This window comes from Agromyces tropicus (genome assembly GCF_039531345.1).
Taxonomy (GTDB): Bacteria; Actinomycetota; Actinomycetes; order Actinomycetales; family Microbacteriaceae; genus Agromyces; species Agromyces tropicus.
Window position 1 is genome coordinate 368,050 of record NZ_BAAAPW010000002.1, and the last position, 14,962, is coordinate 383,011.

Sequence of the window (14,962 nt, forward strand, 5' to 3'; positions counted from 1 at the left end):
GGCCGGCGTCTGGCATTCACCGCAGATGGTGCGACCGCAACGCTGGCACAGCACGAAGCTCTGCCGATCGGGGTGCCGATAGCAGGTGCTCGCCTGCGTCGCCTGGTCGCTCACCGGGTCGTGCTCAGACCTGCTCGACGGTGATCTTCTCGATCACGACGTCGTCGAGCGGACGGTCGCGACCGTCGGTCGGGACCGACGCCAGCTTGTCGACGACGGCCTTGCTGGCGGCATCCGTCACCTTGCCGAAGATGGAGTGCTTGCCCTGCAGCCACGTCGTCGGGCCGACCGTGATGAAGAACTGCGAGCCGTTGGTGCCGCGGCCGCCCTGGATGCCGGCGTTGGCCATCGCGAGGACGTAGGGCTCGGTGAAGTCGAGCTCGGGGTGGATCTCGTCGTCGAAGCGGTACCCGGGTCCGCCGACGCCCTGACCGAGCGGGTCACCGCCCTGGATCATGAAGCCGGGGATGATGCGGTGGAAGACGACGCCGTCGTAGAGCGGGTCGGTCGTGGTCTGCCCGGTGCCCGGGTGGGTCCACTCGATCCGCCCCGTCGCGAGGCCGACGAAGTTCTCGACCGTCTTGGGCGCGTGGTTCCCGTAGAGGTCGACCTTGATGTCGCCGTGATTCGTGGTGATCGTCGCGACTGCGGTGGGATTCGGCATACCGACGATTCTCTCATGCGGGATTCGGCACGATGGGCGCAACCCCCGCCCTTCCCACCCCACATCCAGCCGGTTCGGTGGCAGGATGGAGGAGTTCGCTGCACAAGATGGAGGTCGAGATGAGCCTGTCACGCAAGCGCCGGAAGGAACTCAAGCGGCTGCGCAGCAGTGCAGGGGAACTGTGGGGGAACCAGCGAGACGTCCTCGACACGTCGAGGGACGTGGCCCGCGAGGCGAGCCGCCAGCTCAACCTGCTCACCCGCGAGGAGGTCGTTCCGCGGGTGCGCACGGGCTACGAGAGCTACGTCCGGCCGGGCGTCGACCAGGCGCGCGTGTTCGCGAGGAGTGCCGGCGACCAGGTCGAGCGCACGCTCGGCTCGGCGCTCGGCTCGATCCTGTCGATCGGCGACATCGCCAACGACACCCGGGTGCGTCGGGCGCTGCAGCGCGTGGCGCCGAGCGCCGTGCCCGAGAAGAAGGGCCCCGGCGTGGGCACCTACCTCGCCATCGGTGCCGGGATCGTCGCCGCGGCCGGTGTCGCGTACGCGGTCTGGCAGACGTTCCGGGCCGACGACGAGCTCTGGGTGGCCGACGAGGAGTCCGACGGCACCTCGTCGTCGTCCTCGACGTCGTCGCCTTCGCCGGTCATCTGACCCACGGTTTCACCACGGCCCCCACCCGCACCGGGTGGGGGCCGTCGCCGTCTCCGAGCATCGCCCGCTCAGTGCCCGCACTGATTCCCGACGGAATTCGCGGAATCCTCTTGCGCGTCAGGAGTGAACAGCGCTATGGTCGTGACTCGGCCCGCCACACACGGCACACGGAGAGGAGGCGAGACCACGATGATGATGCAGCGAATCCACGCTTCCGTCCGGACGGAGGTCGCCTTCCTCGGCGCCCCGTTCGCGGCCTGCTGAGTCCGCGCCACGCGCTGACCGCACGGCCCTCCGCCTGACGACGACCGCTCGCCCCGCGAGCCGCCCGCCGTCGCATCGGCTCCCGATCGCCTGACCGACGTCTCCGACGTCGCGCGATCACCGGGCTCGCCGACCTCTCCCACCACCGTGTGCGCACCCCTTCACGCCCGTCGAACGGGCGACGAACGGCGCGCGCGACGGCACGGGAGCCCGTCATGTACGTCACCTCCCGGCGTGTCGCATCCGCGCGCGCCATCCGTCCACCATCCGATGAAGGAAGTCACCGTGAACACCTCACTGACCGCCACCCGTTCGACCGCGCAACAGGCCGCGGCCGACGCCGGCCGCCTGCAGGAGCGCCTCGCGCGCCGTGCCGGGCTCGCGCTGCTCGCCTGGAGCCGCGCCGCCGAGGAGCGAAGGGCTCGCACCGAGCTCGATCGCACCGCACGCCTCACCCGCGAGGCGGACCGCCTCCGCGAGGCGAACTTCACCACGCTCGCCCTCGTGGCCAGGACGCTCTGATCAGCATGAGCGTCGCGTCCGTCCCGATCACGACGGCCCTGTCCGGTCTCGGACAGGGCCGTCGGCCGTTTCCGGGTCGTGACGCGCTGCGCGGCACCTCGCCGAGGGCGCGGCGATGGGATCAGCCGCGCCGCACGGCTCCGTCGGCAGGTTCCTCCGCGTTCATGCGGAGCGCGATGTCCAGCAGGCTCACGCGGGTGAGCGAGTCCACCTCGCCGAGCGGGAACCAGCGGGCCTCGTCGCTCGAACCGCCGACCTCGTTCTCCAAGCGGCCCCCGACGACGTGGGCCCGGTACACGATGCGCATCGCGTACAGCGGCGCCGAACCGTGGTGGCGCTTCGCTGCCGGCACGATCATCGTGTCGATGCCGAGCAGGCGATCGATCTCGGCGTCGTAGCCGGTCTCCTCCCGGATCTCGCGGCGCGCCGCCTCGAGCGGATGCTCCGCTCCCTCGATACCGCCGCCCGGCAGCGTCCAGGCGGATCGTCCGTGCTCGTTCCAGTGGGAGAGCAGGATCTCGCCGTCGCGGATGATGACTCCGTACGCGGCGATGCGGATGTCCATTCCGCCACTGTATTACCCGGCGATGGGCTCCGACCCGGCGACGAGCTCGAGCACCCCGGTCCGCGACGCCGACGGGGGATGGATCCGGACCGTCCACCCCGCGGGGCGCGCCGCGCGCGCCGCGACGACGAGCTGCGCGGCGTGCAGTTCGACGAGCACCGATCCGCCCGGCGCCGTCCACGAACCGGCGTCGCGCACGATCCGGCGCACGTGGTCCAGTCCGTCGGCGCCGCCGCCGACGAGGGCGGCCGCGGGCTCGAACTCGCGCGCCTCGCGCGGCATCAGCTCCAGTTCGGCCCCGGGCACGTACGGCGGAACGGCGGCGATCACGTCGATCCGGCCGCGCAGGCGAGACGGGAGTCCGGCGAGTCCGTCGGCGACGTGCACGCCTGCGCCCTCGGGGAGGTTGCGACGGGCGTACGCGAGCGCCGCCGCGTCCACGTCGGCCGCGTGCACCTCCGCGCGCGGGACGGACGCCGCGACGGTCGCCGCGAGCGGCGCGACGCCGCAGTAGGGCTCCAGCATCACGGGCGCGGGCGACGACCCTTCCCCGCCGACGCGCTGTCGCATCCGCCGCACCGCGAGGTGCGCCAGGCGCCGGCTGCGCTGCCGTGGCACGAAGACGCCCGGTCCGACCTCCAGGTCGAGCCGGCCGAACCGGACGCGACCGACGAGCGGCTCGAGCGGCGCGCCCGCGACGCGACGGGAGACGAGCGACTCGAGCTCGCCGGCATCCGCCGCTGCGCGCACGAGGATCGCAGCCTCATCCTCGGCGAACACGCTCCCCGAGGCGCGCAACCGGGCGACGACGTCGTCGAGCGGCACATCGGTCGGGTCCACTCCCCCAGTCTGGCGCAGCGCTCAGTCCTCGGGACGTCCGTCGGCGAGCCAGCCCGCGAGCCCCCGCAGCCCCTCCGCCCATCGACCGAGGTCGGTGACCTCGGCGTGGTCGGTCACGATGCCGAGCAGCTCCGCGACCGCCGCATCCGACGCACCCGCGTCGAGGTGCGTGAGCGACGAGAAGACCCGCACGGCGTCGGACCCGGGATACTCCCGGCGCGCCTGCTCGAGCACCTCGCGCGACGCGTCGAGTTCCCCCAGCCAGCGCAGGGTGCTCGCGTACTGGCAGAGGCACCGTCGACGCGCGTCGCCCTCGAGTCCGAGGGCGAGCGCGCGTTCGTAGTGCTCACGCGCGGCCGCCTCCTCGCCGGCGGTGTCGTAGGCGCCGGCCACCTCGTAGGTGAGCACCGGGTGCTCGGGGTTCCGCGCCAGGAGGTCCTCGAAGTATGCGATCGTCGGCGCCATGTCCGATCGGTCGCGGCGGTCGTAGCCGGCGCGGATCGCATCCTCGAGCTCGGGGGTCAGTTGCGCACGCATGACGACGACCGTAGCAAGCCCTCGCCGACCGGGGACCGGGTTGCGGATGTCGGTGGAGACGCGAACGCCCCGTCGGAGACGGGGCGTCGGAGGGCGATCGGAGTGGAGCCTAGGAGAATCGAACTCCTGACATCCTGCTTGCAAAGCAGGCGCTCTACCAACTGAGCTAAGGCCCCCTGGTCGGGCGCCTCGGGCACCCGCTTGTGGAGTTATCGGAGTGGGGCTACGAGGACTTGAACCTCGGACCTCTTCGTTATCAGCGAAGCGCTCTAACCGCCTGAGCTATAGCCCCGAATTCGGCCGAAGGAAACACTACCCGAAGGGTGGCGAATATCCGAATCGAGCCGAAGTCCGGCGTCAGTTGTTGGTGAAGCCGACCAGGATGCCGCCGGTGATCTTCACGCTGAGGTTGTAGAGCACCGCCACGACGGCGCCGAGCGCGGTCGTCACGACGAGGTTCAGCAGCGACACGACGACGGCGAAGCCCATGACGTTGCCGATCGACAGGATCGACCGGAGGTCGGTGCCGGCGCCCGCGACGTCCTGCACGAGGCTGTTCAGGTTCTCGAACAGGCCGGTCGACTGCACGATGGTGAACACCAGGAACGACGCCACGATGTTCACGACCGAGAGGCAGACCGCCACGAGGAAGGACAGCTTCACGGCCGACCAGAAGTCGATGTAGACCAGGCGCAGTCGCACCTGCTTGGCCGGGGGCTTCTTGTTCGACTTCCCGGCCAGTTTCTCGGCGACGCTGCTCATGACGGTCACTCCTCTCCCGCGGTCTCAGCCGCATCGGACTCTGCGGCCTCTTCCACCAGGTTCCGCTCGGAATTCTTCGCGATCGCGATGATGCGATCGTCCGCGACGAACTTCGCGAACACGACGCCCATCGTGTCCCTGCCCTTGGCCGGGACCTCGGCGACGTCAGAGCGTACCACCTTGCCGCTGGCAAGAACCACGAGGACCTCGTCCTCCCGGGCGACGGTCAGCGCGCCGACGAGGTCGCCGCGGTCGTCGCTCAACTTGGCCACCTTGATGCCGAGGCCGCCGCGCTGCTGCTTGCGGTACTCCTCGATCCGGGTGCGCTTGGCGTACCCGCCCTCGGTCACGACGAACACGTAGACGTTCGCCGGACTGTGCTTCTGGCCGGTCACGTCGGGGCCGCCTGCGGCCTCCTCGTCGCCGTTGGAGTGCGGGACGACGGATGCCGACAGCAGCTCGTCGCCGGGCCGGAAGCTCATGCCCTTCACGCCCGAGGTCGACCGTCCCATCGGGCGGAGCGCGTCATCCGTCGCCTCGAACCGCAGCGACATGCCCTTCCTCGAGACGAGCAGGATCTCGTCGTGCTCGTCGACGAGCATCGCCGACACGAGCTCGTCGCCGTCGCGGAGGTTGATGGCGATGACCCCGCGGGAGCGGTTGGTGTCGTACGCCGTCAGCTCGGTCTTCTTGACCAGTCCCTCGCGCGTCGCGAGCACGAGGTAGCGCGCCACCTCGTAGTCGCGGATGTCGAGGATCTCGGCGATCTCCTCATCGGGCTGCAGTTCGAGCAGGTTCGCGACGTGCTGGCCCTTCGCGTCGCGACCGGCCTCCTGGATCTCGTACGCCTTCGCGCGGTACACGCGGCCCATGTTCGTGAAGAAGAGGAGCCAGTGGTGCGTCGTCGTGACGAAGAAGTGGTCGACGACGTCGTCGGCGCGCAGCTGCGCGCCCCGCACGCCCTTGCCGCCGCGGTGCTGCGAGCGGTAGTTGTCGCTGCGCGTGCGCTTGATGTAGCCGCCGCGCGTGACGGTGACGACCATCTCCTCCTCGGGGATCAGGTCCTCGACGGACATGTCGCCGTCGAACCCGGGGATGATGTGCGTGCGGCGCTCGTCGCCGTACTTGTCGACGATCTCCTGCAGCTCGGCGGAGATGAGCGCGCGCTGGCGCGCCGGCGTGGCGAGGATGTCGCGGAAGTCGGCGATCTGGCGCTCGAGCTCGGCGGCCTCGTCCATGATCTTCTGGCGCTCGAGGGCGGCGAGGCGGCGCAGCTGCAGCTCGAGGATGGCACGGGCCTGGAGCTCGTCGATCTCGAGCAGGTCGATCAGGCCGTCGCGCGCGTCCTCGGCCGTCGCCGAACGGCGGATGAGCGCGATGACCTCGTCGAGCGCGTCGAGCGCCTTGAGGTAGGCGCGCAGGATGTGCATGCGCTCCTCCGCCTTGCGGAGGCGGTACTCGGTGCGCCGCACGATGACCTCGACCTGGTGGTCGACCCAGTGCGAGATGAAGCCGTCGATCGAGAGCGTGCGGGGAACGCCGTCGACGATCGCGAGCATGTTCGCGCCGAAGTTCTCCTGCAGCTGCGTGTGCTTGTACAGGTTGTTCAGCACGACCTTGGCGACCGCGTCGCGCTTCAGGACGATCACGAGGCGCTGGCCGGTGCGGCCCGAGGTCTCGTCGCGGATGTCGGCGATGCCGGCGAGCTTGCCGTCCTTGACGAGGTCGGCGATCTTGATCGCGAGGTTGTCCGGGTTGACCTGGTACGGCAGCTCGGTGACCACGAGGCAGGTGCGGCCCTGGATCTCCTCGACCTCGACGACGGAGCGCATCGTGATCGAGCCGCGGCCCGTGCGGTAGGCGTCGTGGATGCCCTTGACGCCGAGGATCTGCGCGCCCGTCGGGAAGTCCGGGCCCTTGATGCGCTGGATGAGCGCGTCCTGCAGCTCCTCGCGCGTGGCGTCCGGGTGCTCGAGCGCCCACAGCGCCCCGTCGGCGACCTCGCGGAGGTTGTGCGGCGGGATGTTCGTGGCCATGCCGACCGCGATGCCGACCGAGCCGTTCACCAGGAGGTTCGGGAACCGGCTGGGCAGGACCGTCGGCTCCTGCGTGCGGCCGTCGTAGTTGTCCTGGAAGTCGACGGTCTCTTCCTCGATGTCGCGCACCATCTCCATGGCGAGCGGCGACATCTTGGTCTCCGTGTACCGGTGGGCGGCGGCGCCGTCGTTGCCCGGCGACCCGAAGTTGCCCTGGCCGAGCGCCAGCGGGTAGCGCAGGGACCACGGCTGCACGAGCCGGACGAGCGAGTCGTAGACTGCGCTGTCGCCGTGCGGGTGGAACTGGCCCATGACGTCGCCGATGACGCGCGTGCACTTCGAGAACGCGCGATCGGGGCGGTAGCCGCCGTCGTACATCGTGTAGATGACGCGCCGGTGCACGGGCTTCAGGCCGTCGCGCACGTCGGGCAGCGCGCGGCCGATGATGACGCTCATCGCGTAGTCGAGGTACGAGCGCTGCATCTCGAGGTGCAGGTCGACCTGGTCGATGCGCCCGTGCACGCCGAAGGACTCTCCGCCCGCGCCGGGCTCGATGGTGTCAGATGTCAAGGAAACGCACGTCCTTCGCGTTCTTCTGGATGAATGCCCGGCGGCTCTCGACGTCGTCGCCCATCAGGGTCGAGAAGATCTCGTCGGCCGCGGCCGCGTCGTCCATCGTGACCTGCAGCAGGGTGCGGGACTCGGGGTTCATCGTCGTGTCCCACAGCTCCTGGTGGTTCATCTCGCCGAGGCCCTTGTACCGCTGGACGCCGTTCTCCTTCGGCAGACGCTTGCCCGATGCCTGGCCGTCGGTGATCACGGCGTCGCGCTCCCGGTCCGAGTAGACGTAGTCGTGGTCGGAGTTGGACCACTTGATGCGATACAGCGGCGGCTGCGCGAGGTACACGTAGCCCATCTCGATGAGGGGCCTCATGTAGCGGAACAGCAGGGTGAGCAGCAGCGTGGTGATGTGCTGGCCGTCGACGTCGGCGTCGGCCATGAGCACGATCTTGTGGTACCTGGCCTTCTCGGCGTTGAAGTCCTCGCCGATGCCCGTGCCGAACGCCGTGATCATCGCCTGGATCTCGGCGTTGCCGAGCGCGCGGTCGAGGCGGGCCTTCTCGACGTTCAGGATCTTGCCGCGCAGCGGCAGGATCGCCTGGGTCTCGGGGTTGCGGCCTGTCTTCGCGGAGCCGCCGGCCGAGTCGCCCTCGACGAGGAAGATCTCGGAGATCGTCGGGTCCTTGCTCGTGCAGTCGCTGAGCTTGCCGGGCATGCCGCTGGTCTCGAGGAATCCCTTGCGGCGGGTCGCCTCACGGGCCTTCCGCGCCGCGATGCGTGCGGTGGCGGCCTGCTGCGCCTTCCGGATGATGTCGCGGGCCTGGTTGGGGTTGCGGTCGAACCAGTCGCCGAGCTGGTCGCCGACGACGCGCTGCACGAACGACTTCGCCTCGGTGTTGCCGAGCTTGGTCTTCGTCTGGCCCTCGAACTGCGGCTCGGAGAGCTTGACGGAGATGACGGCGGTGAGGCCCTCGCGCACGTCGTCGCCGGAGAGGTTGTCGTCCTTCTCCTTGAGGATGCCCTTCTCGCGCGCGTAGCGGTTGACGAGCGTCGTGAGCGCCGCCCGGAACCCCTCCTCGTGGGTGCCGCCCTCGTGCGTGTTGATCGTGTTCGCGTAGGTGTGGACCGACTCGGTGTACGCGGTCGTCCACTGCATCGCGACCTCGAGCGCGATGTGGCGCTCGGTGTCCTCCGCCTCGAAGGAGATGATCTCGTCGTTGACGAGCTCGACCTTCTTCGACTTGTTGAGGTACTCGACGTAGTCGACCAGGCCGCGCTCGTAGAGGAACGTGTCGGTGCGCTGCACGGGGATGGTGATGGCGCCGGTCGTCGGGGTGTCGTCGGGGTCGATCTCGACGTGGCCGGCCCGCATGTCGGTCAGCGTGATGCGCAGGCCCTTGTTGAGGAACGCCATCTGCTGGAACCGGGTGCGGAGCGTCTCGTAGTCGAAGTCGACGGTCTCGAAGATGTCGGTGCTCGGCCAGAACGTCGTGGTCGTGCCGGTCTCCGACTCGGGGATCGACTCGTCCTTCGAGAGCGGCGCGTCGGGAACGCCGACGGTGTACGACTGCCGCCACACGTGGCCCTGTCGCTTGACCGCGACCTCGAACCGCGACGACAGGGCGTTCACGACGGAGGCGCCCACGTGCCGCCGGCGTGGAGGATCGTGTGGACGACCTCGACCGTCGACCGCCCCTCGGTGCGGTGCCGGTCGACCGGGATGCCGCGGCCGTCGTCGGTGACCCGGACGGCGCCGTCGGGGAGGATCGTCACGTCGATGTCGTCGGCGTAGCCCGCGAGCGCCTCGTCGACCGAGTTGTCGACGATCTCGTAGACCAGGTGGTGGAGCCCGCGCGGCCCGGTCGAGCCGATGTACATGCCGGGGCGCTTCCGAACCGCTTCGAGGCCCTCGAGAACCTGGATCGCGTCGGCGCCGTATTCAGGCGCACCCTGGGCCTTCGTCGGTTCCGCTGTCATGGGTGAATCGGGCTCCAAACCGTCGTTCTGGCGACTCTCGATCCTATCAAGTCCCCGCTGCCGATCGACCGCTCCGCGCCGATCTGCGGGCCCGAGACGGCGCCAGTGACCGAATTTGCCTTCTCAGCCGTAGGTGTCGCGCGGGCCGCGCCCTGGAACCGATCTGGGACCCCTTTTCCAGGTGGGGGCATCCGGGCCTTGGAAGCGGATGGTGTCGACGCCGGCCGACGGATGGCGGTCGATGATCGCCCGGAGCAGCTCGTCGCGCATCATCCGCAGCTGCGTGGCCCACGCCGTGGACTCGCAGCGGACCTGGAGCACGCCGCCCTCGATCGCGATGGGCTCCGAGTGCCGCGCGATCTCCTCGCCGGCGATCTCGGACCACGTCGAGAGCAGGTCCTGCTGCGAGAGCGCGCCGGTCCAGCCGAGCTGCGCGGTCAGCGCGTCGATCGCCGCGCCGAGCGGCTTGGGGTCGCGGCCCGGCGTGAACGGCTCGCTCCCCTCCGTCTCGCGGGCGGCGCGGGACCGACTGCGACCGGGGCGGATCCGGGGCTCGCCGCCGAAGATCTCCCGGAAGTGCTGGTACGTGCGCGCGGCCTCAGACACCGGATGCCTCCGACGGCATGCGTCCGGCGTGGTCGTCGGCAGGTCCGGTGGCATCGGCGGGCCCGTCGACGATGCGACCGCCGGCGATGTGCACGACCCGCTCCGCGAGCGGCGCCGGCACGTCCTCCAGCACCGCCGCCGTGATGAGCACCTGCTCGTAGCCGCCGACCGCCTCGGCGAGCCGTTCCCGGCGCAGCCGGTCGAGTTCGGCGAAGACGTCGTCGAGGACGAGCACCGGATCGCCCGTGCTCGAGTCGCGCCGGAGCAGTTCGGCCGAGGCGAGGCGGAGGGCGAGCGCGAACGACCAGGATTCGCCGTGGCTGGCGTACCCCTTCGCGGGGAGGTCGTTGAGCAGGAGCCGCACGTCGTCGCGGTGGGGTCCGGCGAGCGTGATGCCGCGTTCGAGCTCCCGGCGGCGGAGCGCGGCCAGCGCCGCGGCGAAGCGCTCCGCCGTGGGTGCGTCGGACGACGCGGCGTCGCCGGATCCTGCGGTGCCCGCCACCTCGCCCTCGTCGTCGGGATCGGCGCCGTCGATCGAGAGCACGGGCTCCAGCTCGGGTCGGTGGTCGGCGTCGACGATCGCCCGGTAGGCGTCGGCGAGCGGTGCGCGCAGTTCGCGGACCAGCTCGGCTCGGCGGTCGATGAGCTCGGCGCCGAGCTCGACGAGCCGCTCGTCCCAGATGTCGAGCGTGGTGAGCTGCGCGGTCGCGAGTCCGCGCGCGCGGGCGCTCTTCAGCAGCGAGTTGCGCTGCTTGAGCACGCGGTCGTAGTCGGCCATGACGCCGGCGAGCCGCGGCGCGCGCTGCACGAGCAGGCCGTCGAGCATCCGCCGCCGCACCGAGGGCTCCCCGCGCACGATGGCCAGGTCCTCCGGCGCGAAGAGCACGGTGTGCGCGTACCGCGGGAGGTCCCGCGGCTTCGCCGCGCCACGGTTCACCTGCGCGCGGTTCGCGCCCTTGCGGTTCAGCTGCAGCTCGAGGAGCACCTCGCGACCGCCGGACGCCAGGAGCGCACGGATGATGGCGGCATCCGCCCCCGCACGGATCAGCGCCTGATCGCCGGAGACCCGGTGCGAGCCGAGCGTGGCGAGGTACCCGATCGCCTCGACGAGGTTGGTCTTGCCCTGTCCGTTGCGGCCGACGATGACGGTCGCACCCGGCTCGAGCTCGAGCTCGGCCGAGGCGTAGTTGCGGAAGTCGGTGAGCGAGAGCCTCGCGACGTGCACGGTGCGGCTCCCTTCTCGCGAACCACCACGCTACCCGGACTCGCCGACATGCTCGGCCGGGACGTCGGGCCTAGCGGAGCAGCAGGTTCGGCTGCAGCAGGTAGCGGTAGCTGTCGGCGCCGGCCTGCTCGCGCGAGGTCTGGCTGGTGATGAGCACCGGGCCGGGCTTGTTCGGATTCTCGGTCTTGGTGAACGAGATGCGCACGAACTCGCTCGGCACCGCCTGGAGTCCGTCGAGGAGGAACTGCGGCTTCAGCGAGACGACCGTCTCGTCCCCGGTGAGGATCGCGTCGATCGACTCGGAGGCCTGGGCCTGCTCGCTCCCGATCGCCTCGAGGGTCAGCCCCTCGCTCGTGAACGAGTACCGCAGCGCGGCCTCGCGCTCGAGCACCAGGGCGACGCGTCGGGTCGCCTCGATGAGCTCCGCGGTGTTCATGACGGCGTAGTTCTCGACGGTCTCGGGGAAGAGCCGGCGCACGGGCGGGAAGTTGCCCTTGATGAGCAGGCTCGTGACGGTCTTGCGGTCGGCCGAGAACGCGATGAGCTCGCGGTCGTCGCGGCTCGTGATCGCGACCGAGATGGTGCCCGAGTGGCCGAAGGTCTTGCCCACCTCCTGCAGCGTGCGCGCGGGCACGAGCGCGGTCGCGGGAGCGTCGTCGGCGCCGGCCGCTCCGCCGCCGTCCCAGTCGATCTCGCGGATGGCGACGCGGTAGCGGTCCGTCGCGACCAGGCTGAGGTTCGTCTCGCGCACCTCGAGCTGCACGCCCGTGATCACCGGGGTGACGTCGTCGCGCGAGGCGGCGACCGCGACCTGCGCGACCGCCGACGCGAACTCCTCGGCCGGCACCACGCCGGTCTGCTCGCCGATCTCGGGGATCGACGGGTACTCCTCGACGGGCATGGACAGCAGGGTGAAGCTCGCGGACCCGCACGTCACCGAGATGCGCGACTCCTCCGTCGAGACGCGCACCGGCGCGTTCGGCAGGCGACCCGCGATCTCCGCGAGGAGGCGACCCGACACGAGCACGGTGCCCGGCTCCTCGACGTCGGCCTGGATCTCGGTGCGCGAGGACACCTCGTAGTCGAAGGAGGAGAGCACGAGCCCGTCGCCCTCGGCCTGGATCAGCACGCCCGAGAGGATCGGAAGCGTCGTGCGCTGCGGAAGGAGCTTGACGGCGAACGACACGGCCTCACTGAAGACGTCGCGATTGACCTGGAACTTCACGGTTCTCCCGTCGTGGAGGTGCTGGGTGGCTCCCATGCTATCCGGATGGCCCCTTCCGGAGCCGGGCAATCGCGCCGGTCGTGCAGTGATCCGTCCGCCTCGAGCGGTCCCCGTCCGAGGTTGCCGAACGCCGTGCATTAATCCAGTTATCTCTTAACGGTGTTAACCGGTGTGGAAACTGTGGATGGCGTTCGGAGATCCGCATGAGCGCGCCGATCGCGGGCCGTCCCGGCTGTGCACGGGGTGTGGAAAGCGGTGCGGACGGCGGTCGTCGTCGTCGACGCCCGTTCGGAGTTGTGCACAGGCGCGCGGGCCGTCTCAACAGTCGTGGCGCGGTTGCTCGTTAACAATCCACAGATTGTCCACACCTGTGTGGAATCGTGTCGGCGGGTTCCCGGAAAGGGTCGGCGAGCGGTCGGAGGCGCGTCGACGGGCCGCGCGTGCGCGCGGCATCCGTCGATCCGGACTCAGCGGTAGCGCGCGTTCTGCTTGATGCGCGCGGTCAGCTCCGTGACCTGGTTGTAGATCGAGCGGCGCTCCTTCATGAGCTCCGAGATCTTCTTGTTGGCGTACATCACCGTGGTGTGGTCGCGGTTGCCGAACAGCTGCCCGATCTTGGGAAGCGAGAGGCTCGTCAGCTCGCGGCACAGGTACATCGCGATCTGGCGCGCCGTGGCGACCGCCTGCGATCGGCTCGACCCGTAGAGGTCGTCGACGGTGAGCTTGAAGTAGTCGGCGGTCGCCGTGATGATGTCGACCGGCGCGACGACGTTGTCCGTGTCATCCGTGATGAGGTCCTTCAGGACCGTCTGCACGAGGGGCATGTCGACGGGCGTCCGGTTCAGGCTCGCGAACGCCGTCACGCGGATGAGCGTGCCCTCGAGCTCGCGGATGTTGCTCGAGACCTTCGACGCCATGTACTCGAGGATGTCGTCGGGCACCTGCAGGTGCTCGTTCTGCGCCTTCTTGCGGAGGATCGCGATGCGCGTCTCGAGGTCGGGCGCCTGGACGTCGGTGATGAGACCCCACTCGAAGCGGCTCCGCATCCGGTCCTCGAAGCCGGTGAGGTGCTTCGGCGGCACGTCGCTGGTGATCACGACCTGCTTGTTGTGGTCGTGCAGCGTGTTGAAGGTGTGGAAGAACGCCTCCTGCGTCTCCGCCTTGCCCTGCAGGAACTGGATGTCGTCGATGAGGAGGATGTCGATGTTCCGGTAGCGCTGCTGGAAGAGCGAGCCCCGGTTGTTCGCGATCGAGTTGATGAAGTCGTTCGTGAACTCCTCGGACGACACGTACCGCACGCGGATGCCGGGGTAGAGGCTCTGGGCGTAATGCCCGATCGCGTGCAGGAGGTGCGTCTTGCCGAGGCCCGAGTCGCCGTAGATGAACAGCGGGTTGTAGGCCTTGGCCGGCGCCTCGGCCACCGCCACCGCGGCCGCGTGCGCGAACCGGTTGGACTGTCCGATGACGAAGCTGTCGAAGGAGTACTTCGGGTTGAGCCGCGCGTCGCGCGGGCGGTCCACGCTCCCGCTGTCGAAGATCGGCTGCGGGCCCGCCGGCGACTCGGCGGAGACCTCGGCCCCCATCGGCACCGCCGAGAGACCCACGCCGCCCATCCCGGCGCCGCCCATGCCCGTGCCGCCCATGCCCGCACCGCCGCCGGCCCCGCCCATCGGGCCCGGCGCGTCGGGCTGGCGCAGCTCCTCGAGCTCGGGGTTCACCACGACGTAGAACGAGGTCACCGGTGCCGGCGCGTCGATGGCGCTCATCGCCGAGAGGAGCGAGACCCGCATGCGCTGGTTCAGCATGCTGGCCGTGAAGTCGTTCGGGACCTCCAGGTAGAAGGTGCCGGCGGCGATGCCCTTGGGCTCCACGAGGTTGAGGAACCCCTGCAGCATGGGCGTGATCGCATCGTCGTCCGAGAGTCGCTCCAGGACCGTCGCCCACGTCTCCCCGATGGGCTGTTCCGTCATCGCTCCCCGCAATCTCCCGCACCGTTCGGTGGCCGCTCGTCGCTCCCCCGAACGATCTGAGGAGCGGCCCGAAGGCGTCTGTTCACAGCGTTGTCCACCGCCTGTGAGCAGCATCGCGAGATCCGCGGGATTCCGCCGCACAGGCTGGGGATAACTGGTGTCACACGCTAGCGAATCGGGCCTGCTCCGACAAATGCCGCGCCGGTGATCGGACACGCCCCGGCGTGTCGTTCCGGGCGCGAACCTGTGGATCGGTGGAGAATGTTCGGTCCGGGGTGCGCCTCGGTTTGACCGTGGCATCCGCAGGCCGTAGTTTTAATCAGTTGACCGCAGCCCTTTCGGGCACCGAGTTTTCCCCGCCGGCGCACCTGTGACGCGTCCGTGCGCGGAAGTTCCCAGCCGGAGAAGAAGAATGAGCAAGCGTACCTTCCAGCCCAACAACCGTCGTCGCGCCAAGAAGCACGGCTTCCGCGCCCGCATGCGCACCCGCGCGGGCCGCGCCATCCTGGCCGCCCGTCGCAGCAAGGGCCGCACCGAGCTCTCCGCGTAAGTTCC

The 14,962-nt window shown here is 69.7% G+C and carries 15 protein-coding genes and 2 tRNA genes; 3 read left to right on the plus strand and 14 right to left on the minus strand.

Annotated features, from left to right (window positions below; translation table 11 throughout):
• Nucleotides 1-124 precede the first annotated feature (124 nt).
• A complete protein-coding gene (locus ABD230_RS07465) occupies nucleotides 125-664 on the minus strand; it encodes a peptidylprolyl isomerase (RefSeq protein WP_344371228.1) in 540 nt (179 codons plus the stop codon).
• A 119-nt stretch (nucleotides 665-783) separates the two neighbouring features.
• Between ABD230_RS07465 and ABD230_RS07470 the strand changes: the two genes are divergently transcribed.
• Both ABD230_RS07470 and ABD230_RS07475 read left to right on the plus strand, forming a co-directional pair.
• Nucleotides 784-1,317, plus strand: a complete 534-nt coding sequence (locus ABD230_RS07470; RefSeq protein WP_344371230.1) for a hypothetical protein — start codon at nucleotides 784-786, stop codon at nucleotides 1,315-1,317.
• 549 nt (nucleotides 1,318-1,866) lie between these two features.
• Nucleotides 1,867-2,103, plus strand: coding sequence for a hypothetical protein (locus tag ABD230_RS07475; protein WP_344371231.1), 237 nt, complete (start codon nucleotides 1,867-1,869; stop codon nucleotides 2,101-2,103).
• A gap of 121 nt (nucleotides 2,104-2,224) precedes the next feature.
• On the opposite strand, the gene ABD230_RS07480 is transcribed toward ABD230_RS07475, so the two are convergent.
• The 13 genes from ABD230_RS07480 to dnaA form a co-directional block, all read right to left on the minus strand.
• Nucleotides 2,225-2,668, minus strand: a complete 444-nt coding sequence (locus ABD230_RS07480; RefSeq protein WP_344371232.1) for an NUDIX hydrolase — start codon at nucleotides 2,666-2,668, stop codon at nucleotides 2,225-2,227.
• A gap of 12 nt (nucleotides 2,669-2,680) precedes the next feature.
• On the minus strand, nucleotides 2,681-3,508 hold the full coding sequence (locus ABD230_RS07485) for a N5-glutamine methyltransferase family protein (RefSeq protein WP_344371234.1): 828 nt from the start codon (nucleotides 3,506-3,508) through the stop codon (nucleotides 2,681-2,683).
• Between the two features lie 21 nt (nucleotides 3,509-3,529).
• Complete coding sequence (locus ABD230_RS07490; RefSeq protein WP_344371237.1) at nucleotides 3,530-4,045, minus strand: tetratricopeptide repeat protein; 516 nt, start codon at nucleotides 4,043-4,045, stop codon at nucleotides 3,530-3,532.
• 103 nt (nucleotides 4,046-4,148) lie between these two features.
• A tRNA-Ala gene (locus ABD230_RS07495) sits at nucleotides 4,149-4,221 on the minus strand.
• 42 nt (nucleotides 4,222-4,263) lie between these two features.
• Nucleotides 4,264-4,337: transfer RNA gene (locus ABD230_RS07500), tRNA-Ile, on the minus strand.
• A 65-nt stretch (nucleotides 4,338-4,402) separates the two neighbouring features.
• A complete protein-coding gene (locus ABD230_RS07505; RefSeq protein WP_344371239.1) occupies nucleotides 4,403-4,807 on the minus strand; it encodes a DUF3566 domain-containing protein in 405 nt (134 codons plus the stop codon).
• 5 nt (nucleotides 4,808-4,812) lie between these two features.
• Nucleotides 4,813-7,326: a DNA gyrase subunit A gene (gyrA, locus tag ABD230_RS07510; RefSeq protein ID WP_425546215.1), complete on the minus strand. Its 2,514-nt coding sequence runs from the start codon at nucleotides 7,324-7,326 to the stop codon at nucleotides 4,813-4,815.
• A 76-nt stretch (nucleotides 7,327-7,402) separates the two neighbouring features.
• A complete protein-coding gene (locus ABD230_RS07515; RefSeq protein WP_425546200.1) occupies nucleotides 7,403-9,049 on the minus strand; it encodes a DNA gyrase subunit B in 1,647 nt (548 codons plus the stop codon).
• Nucleotides 9,031-9,381 (minus strand): ATP-binding protein, encoded by a 351-nt coding sequence (locus ABD230_RS19120; protein WP_425546201.1) that lies wholly within the window; start codon nucleotides 9,379-9,381, stop codon nucleotides 9,031-9,033. The genes ABD230_RS07515 and ABD230_RS19120 overlap by 19 nt, the downstream gene beginning before the upstream one ends.
• Nucleotides 9,382-9,504: 123 nt before the next feature.
• Nucleotides 9,505-9,987 carry a DciA family protein gene (locus ABD230_RS07520; protein WP_344371245.1) on the minus strand — a complete coding sequence of 161 codons (483 nt, stop codon included), beginning with the start codon at nucleotides 9,985-9,987 and terminating at the stop codon, nucleotides 9,505-9,507.
• Complete coding sequence (recF, locus tag ABD230_RS07525) at nucleotides 9,980-11,212, minus strand: DNA replication/repair protein RecF (protein ID WP_344371248.1); 1,233 nt, start codon at nucleotides 11,210-11,212, stop codon at nucleotides 9,980-9,982. The genes ABD230_RS07520 and recF overlap by 8 nt, the downstream gene beginning before the upstream one ends.
• A 70-nt stretch (nucleotides 11,213-11,282) precedes the next feature.
• Nucleotides 11,283-12,437, minus strand: coding sequence for a DNA polymerase III subunit beta (gene dnaN, locus ABD230_RS07530; protein ID WP_344371251.1), 1,155 nt, complete (start codon nucleotides 12,435-12,437; stop codon nucleotides 11,283-11,285).
• Nucleotides 12,438-12,904: 467 nt separating this feature from the next.
• The gene (dnaA, locus tag ABD230_RS07535; protein ID WP_344371256.1) at nucleotides 12,905-14,407 is read right to left on the minus strand and encodes a chromosomal replication initiator protein DnaA; all 1,503 of its coding nucleotides are present in this window, start codon (nucleotides 14,405-14,407) and stop codon (nucleotides 12,905-12,907) included.
• A gap of 412 nt (nucleotides 14,408-14,819) precedes the next feature.
• On the opposite strand from dnaA, the gene rpmH reads away from it, so the two are divergent.
• Nucleotides 14,820-14,957 carry a 50S ribosomal protein L34 gene (gene rpmH / locus ABD230_RS07540; protein WP_019181680.1) on the plus strand — a complete coding sequence of 46 codons (138 nt, stop codon included), beginning with the start codon at nucleotides 14,820-14,822 and terminating at the stop codon, nucleotides 14,955-14,957.
• The last annotated feature ends 5 nt before the right edge of the window (nucleotides 14,958-14,962 follow it).

Excerpts from the sequence above, each read along its gene's own strand:
- ABD230_RS07465 (WP_344371228.1), bottom strand. The coding sequence starts at position 664 with ATGCCGAATCCCACCGCAGTCGCGACGATCACCACGAATCACGGCGAC.
- ABD230_RS07470 (WP_344371230.1), top strand. The coding sequence starts at position 784 with ATGAGCCTGTCACGCAAGCGCCGGAAGGAACTCAAGCGGCTGCGCAGC.
- ABD230_RS07480 (WP_344371232.1), bottom strand. The coding sequence starts at position 2,668 with ATGGACATCCGCATCGCCGCGTACGGAGTCATCATCCGCGACGGCGAG.
- ABD230_RS07490 (WP_344371237.1), bottom strand. The coding sequence starts at position 4,045 with ATGCGTGCGCAACTGACCCCCGAGCTCGAGGATGCGATCCGCGCCGGC.
- ABD230_RS07505 (WP_344371239.1), bottom strand. The coding sequence starts at position 4,807 with ATGAGCAGCGTCGCCGAGAAACTGGCCGGGAAGTCGAACAAGAAGCCC.
- gyrA (WP_425546215.1), bottom strand. The coding sequence starts at position 7,326 with ATGCAGCGCTCGTACCTCGACTACGCGATGAGCGTCATCATCGGCCGC.
- ABD230_RS19120 (WP_425546201.1), bottom strand. The coding sequence starts at position 9,381 with ATGACAGCGGAACCGACGAAGGCCCAGGGTGCGCCTGAATACGGCGCC.
- dnaA (WP_344371256.1), bottom strand. The coding sequence starts at position 14,407 with ATGACGGAACAGCCCATCGGGGAGACGTGGGCGACGGTCCTGGAGCGA.
- rpmH (WP_019181680.1), top strand. The coding sequence starts at position 14,820 with ATGAGCAAGCGTACCTTCCAGCCCAACAACCGTCGTCGCGCCAAGAAG.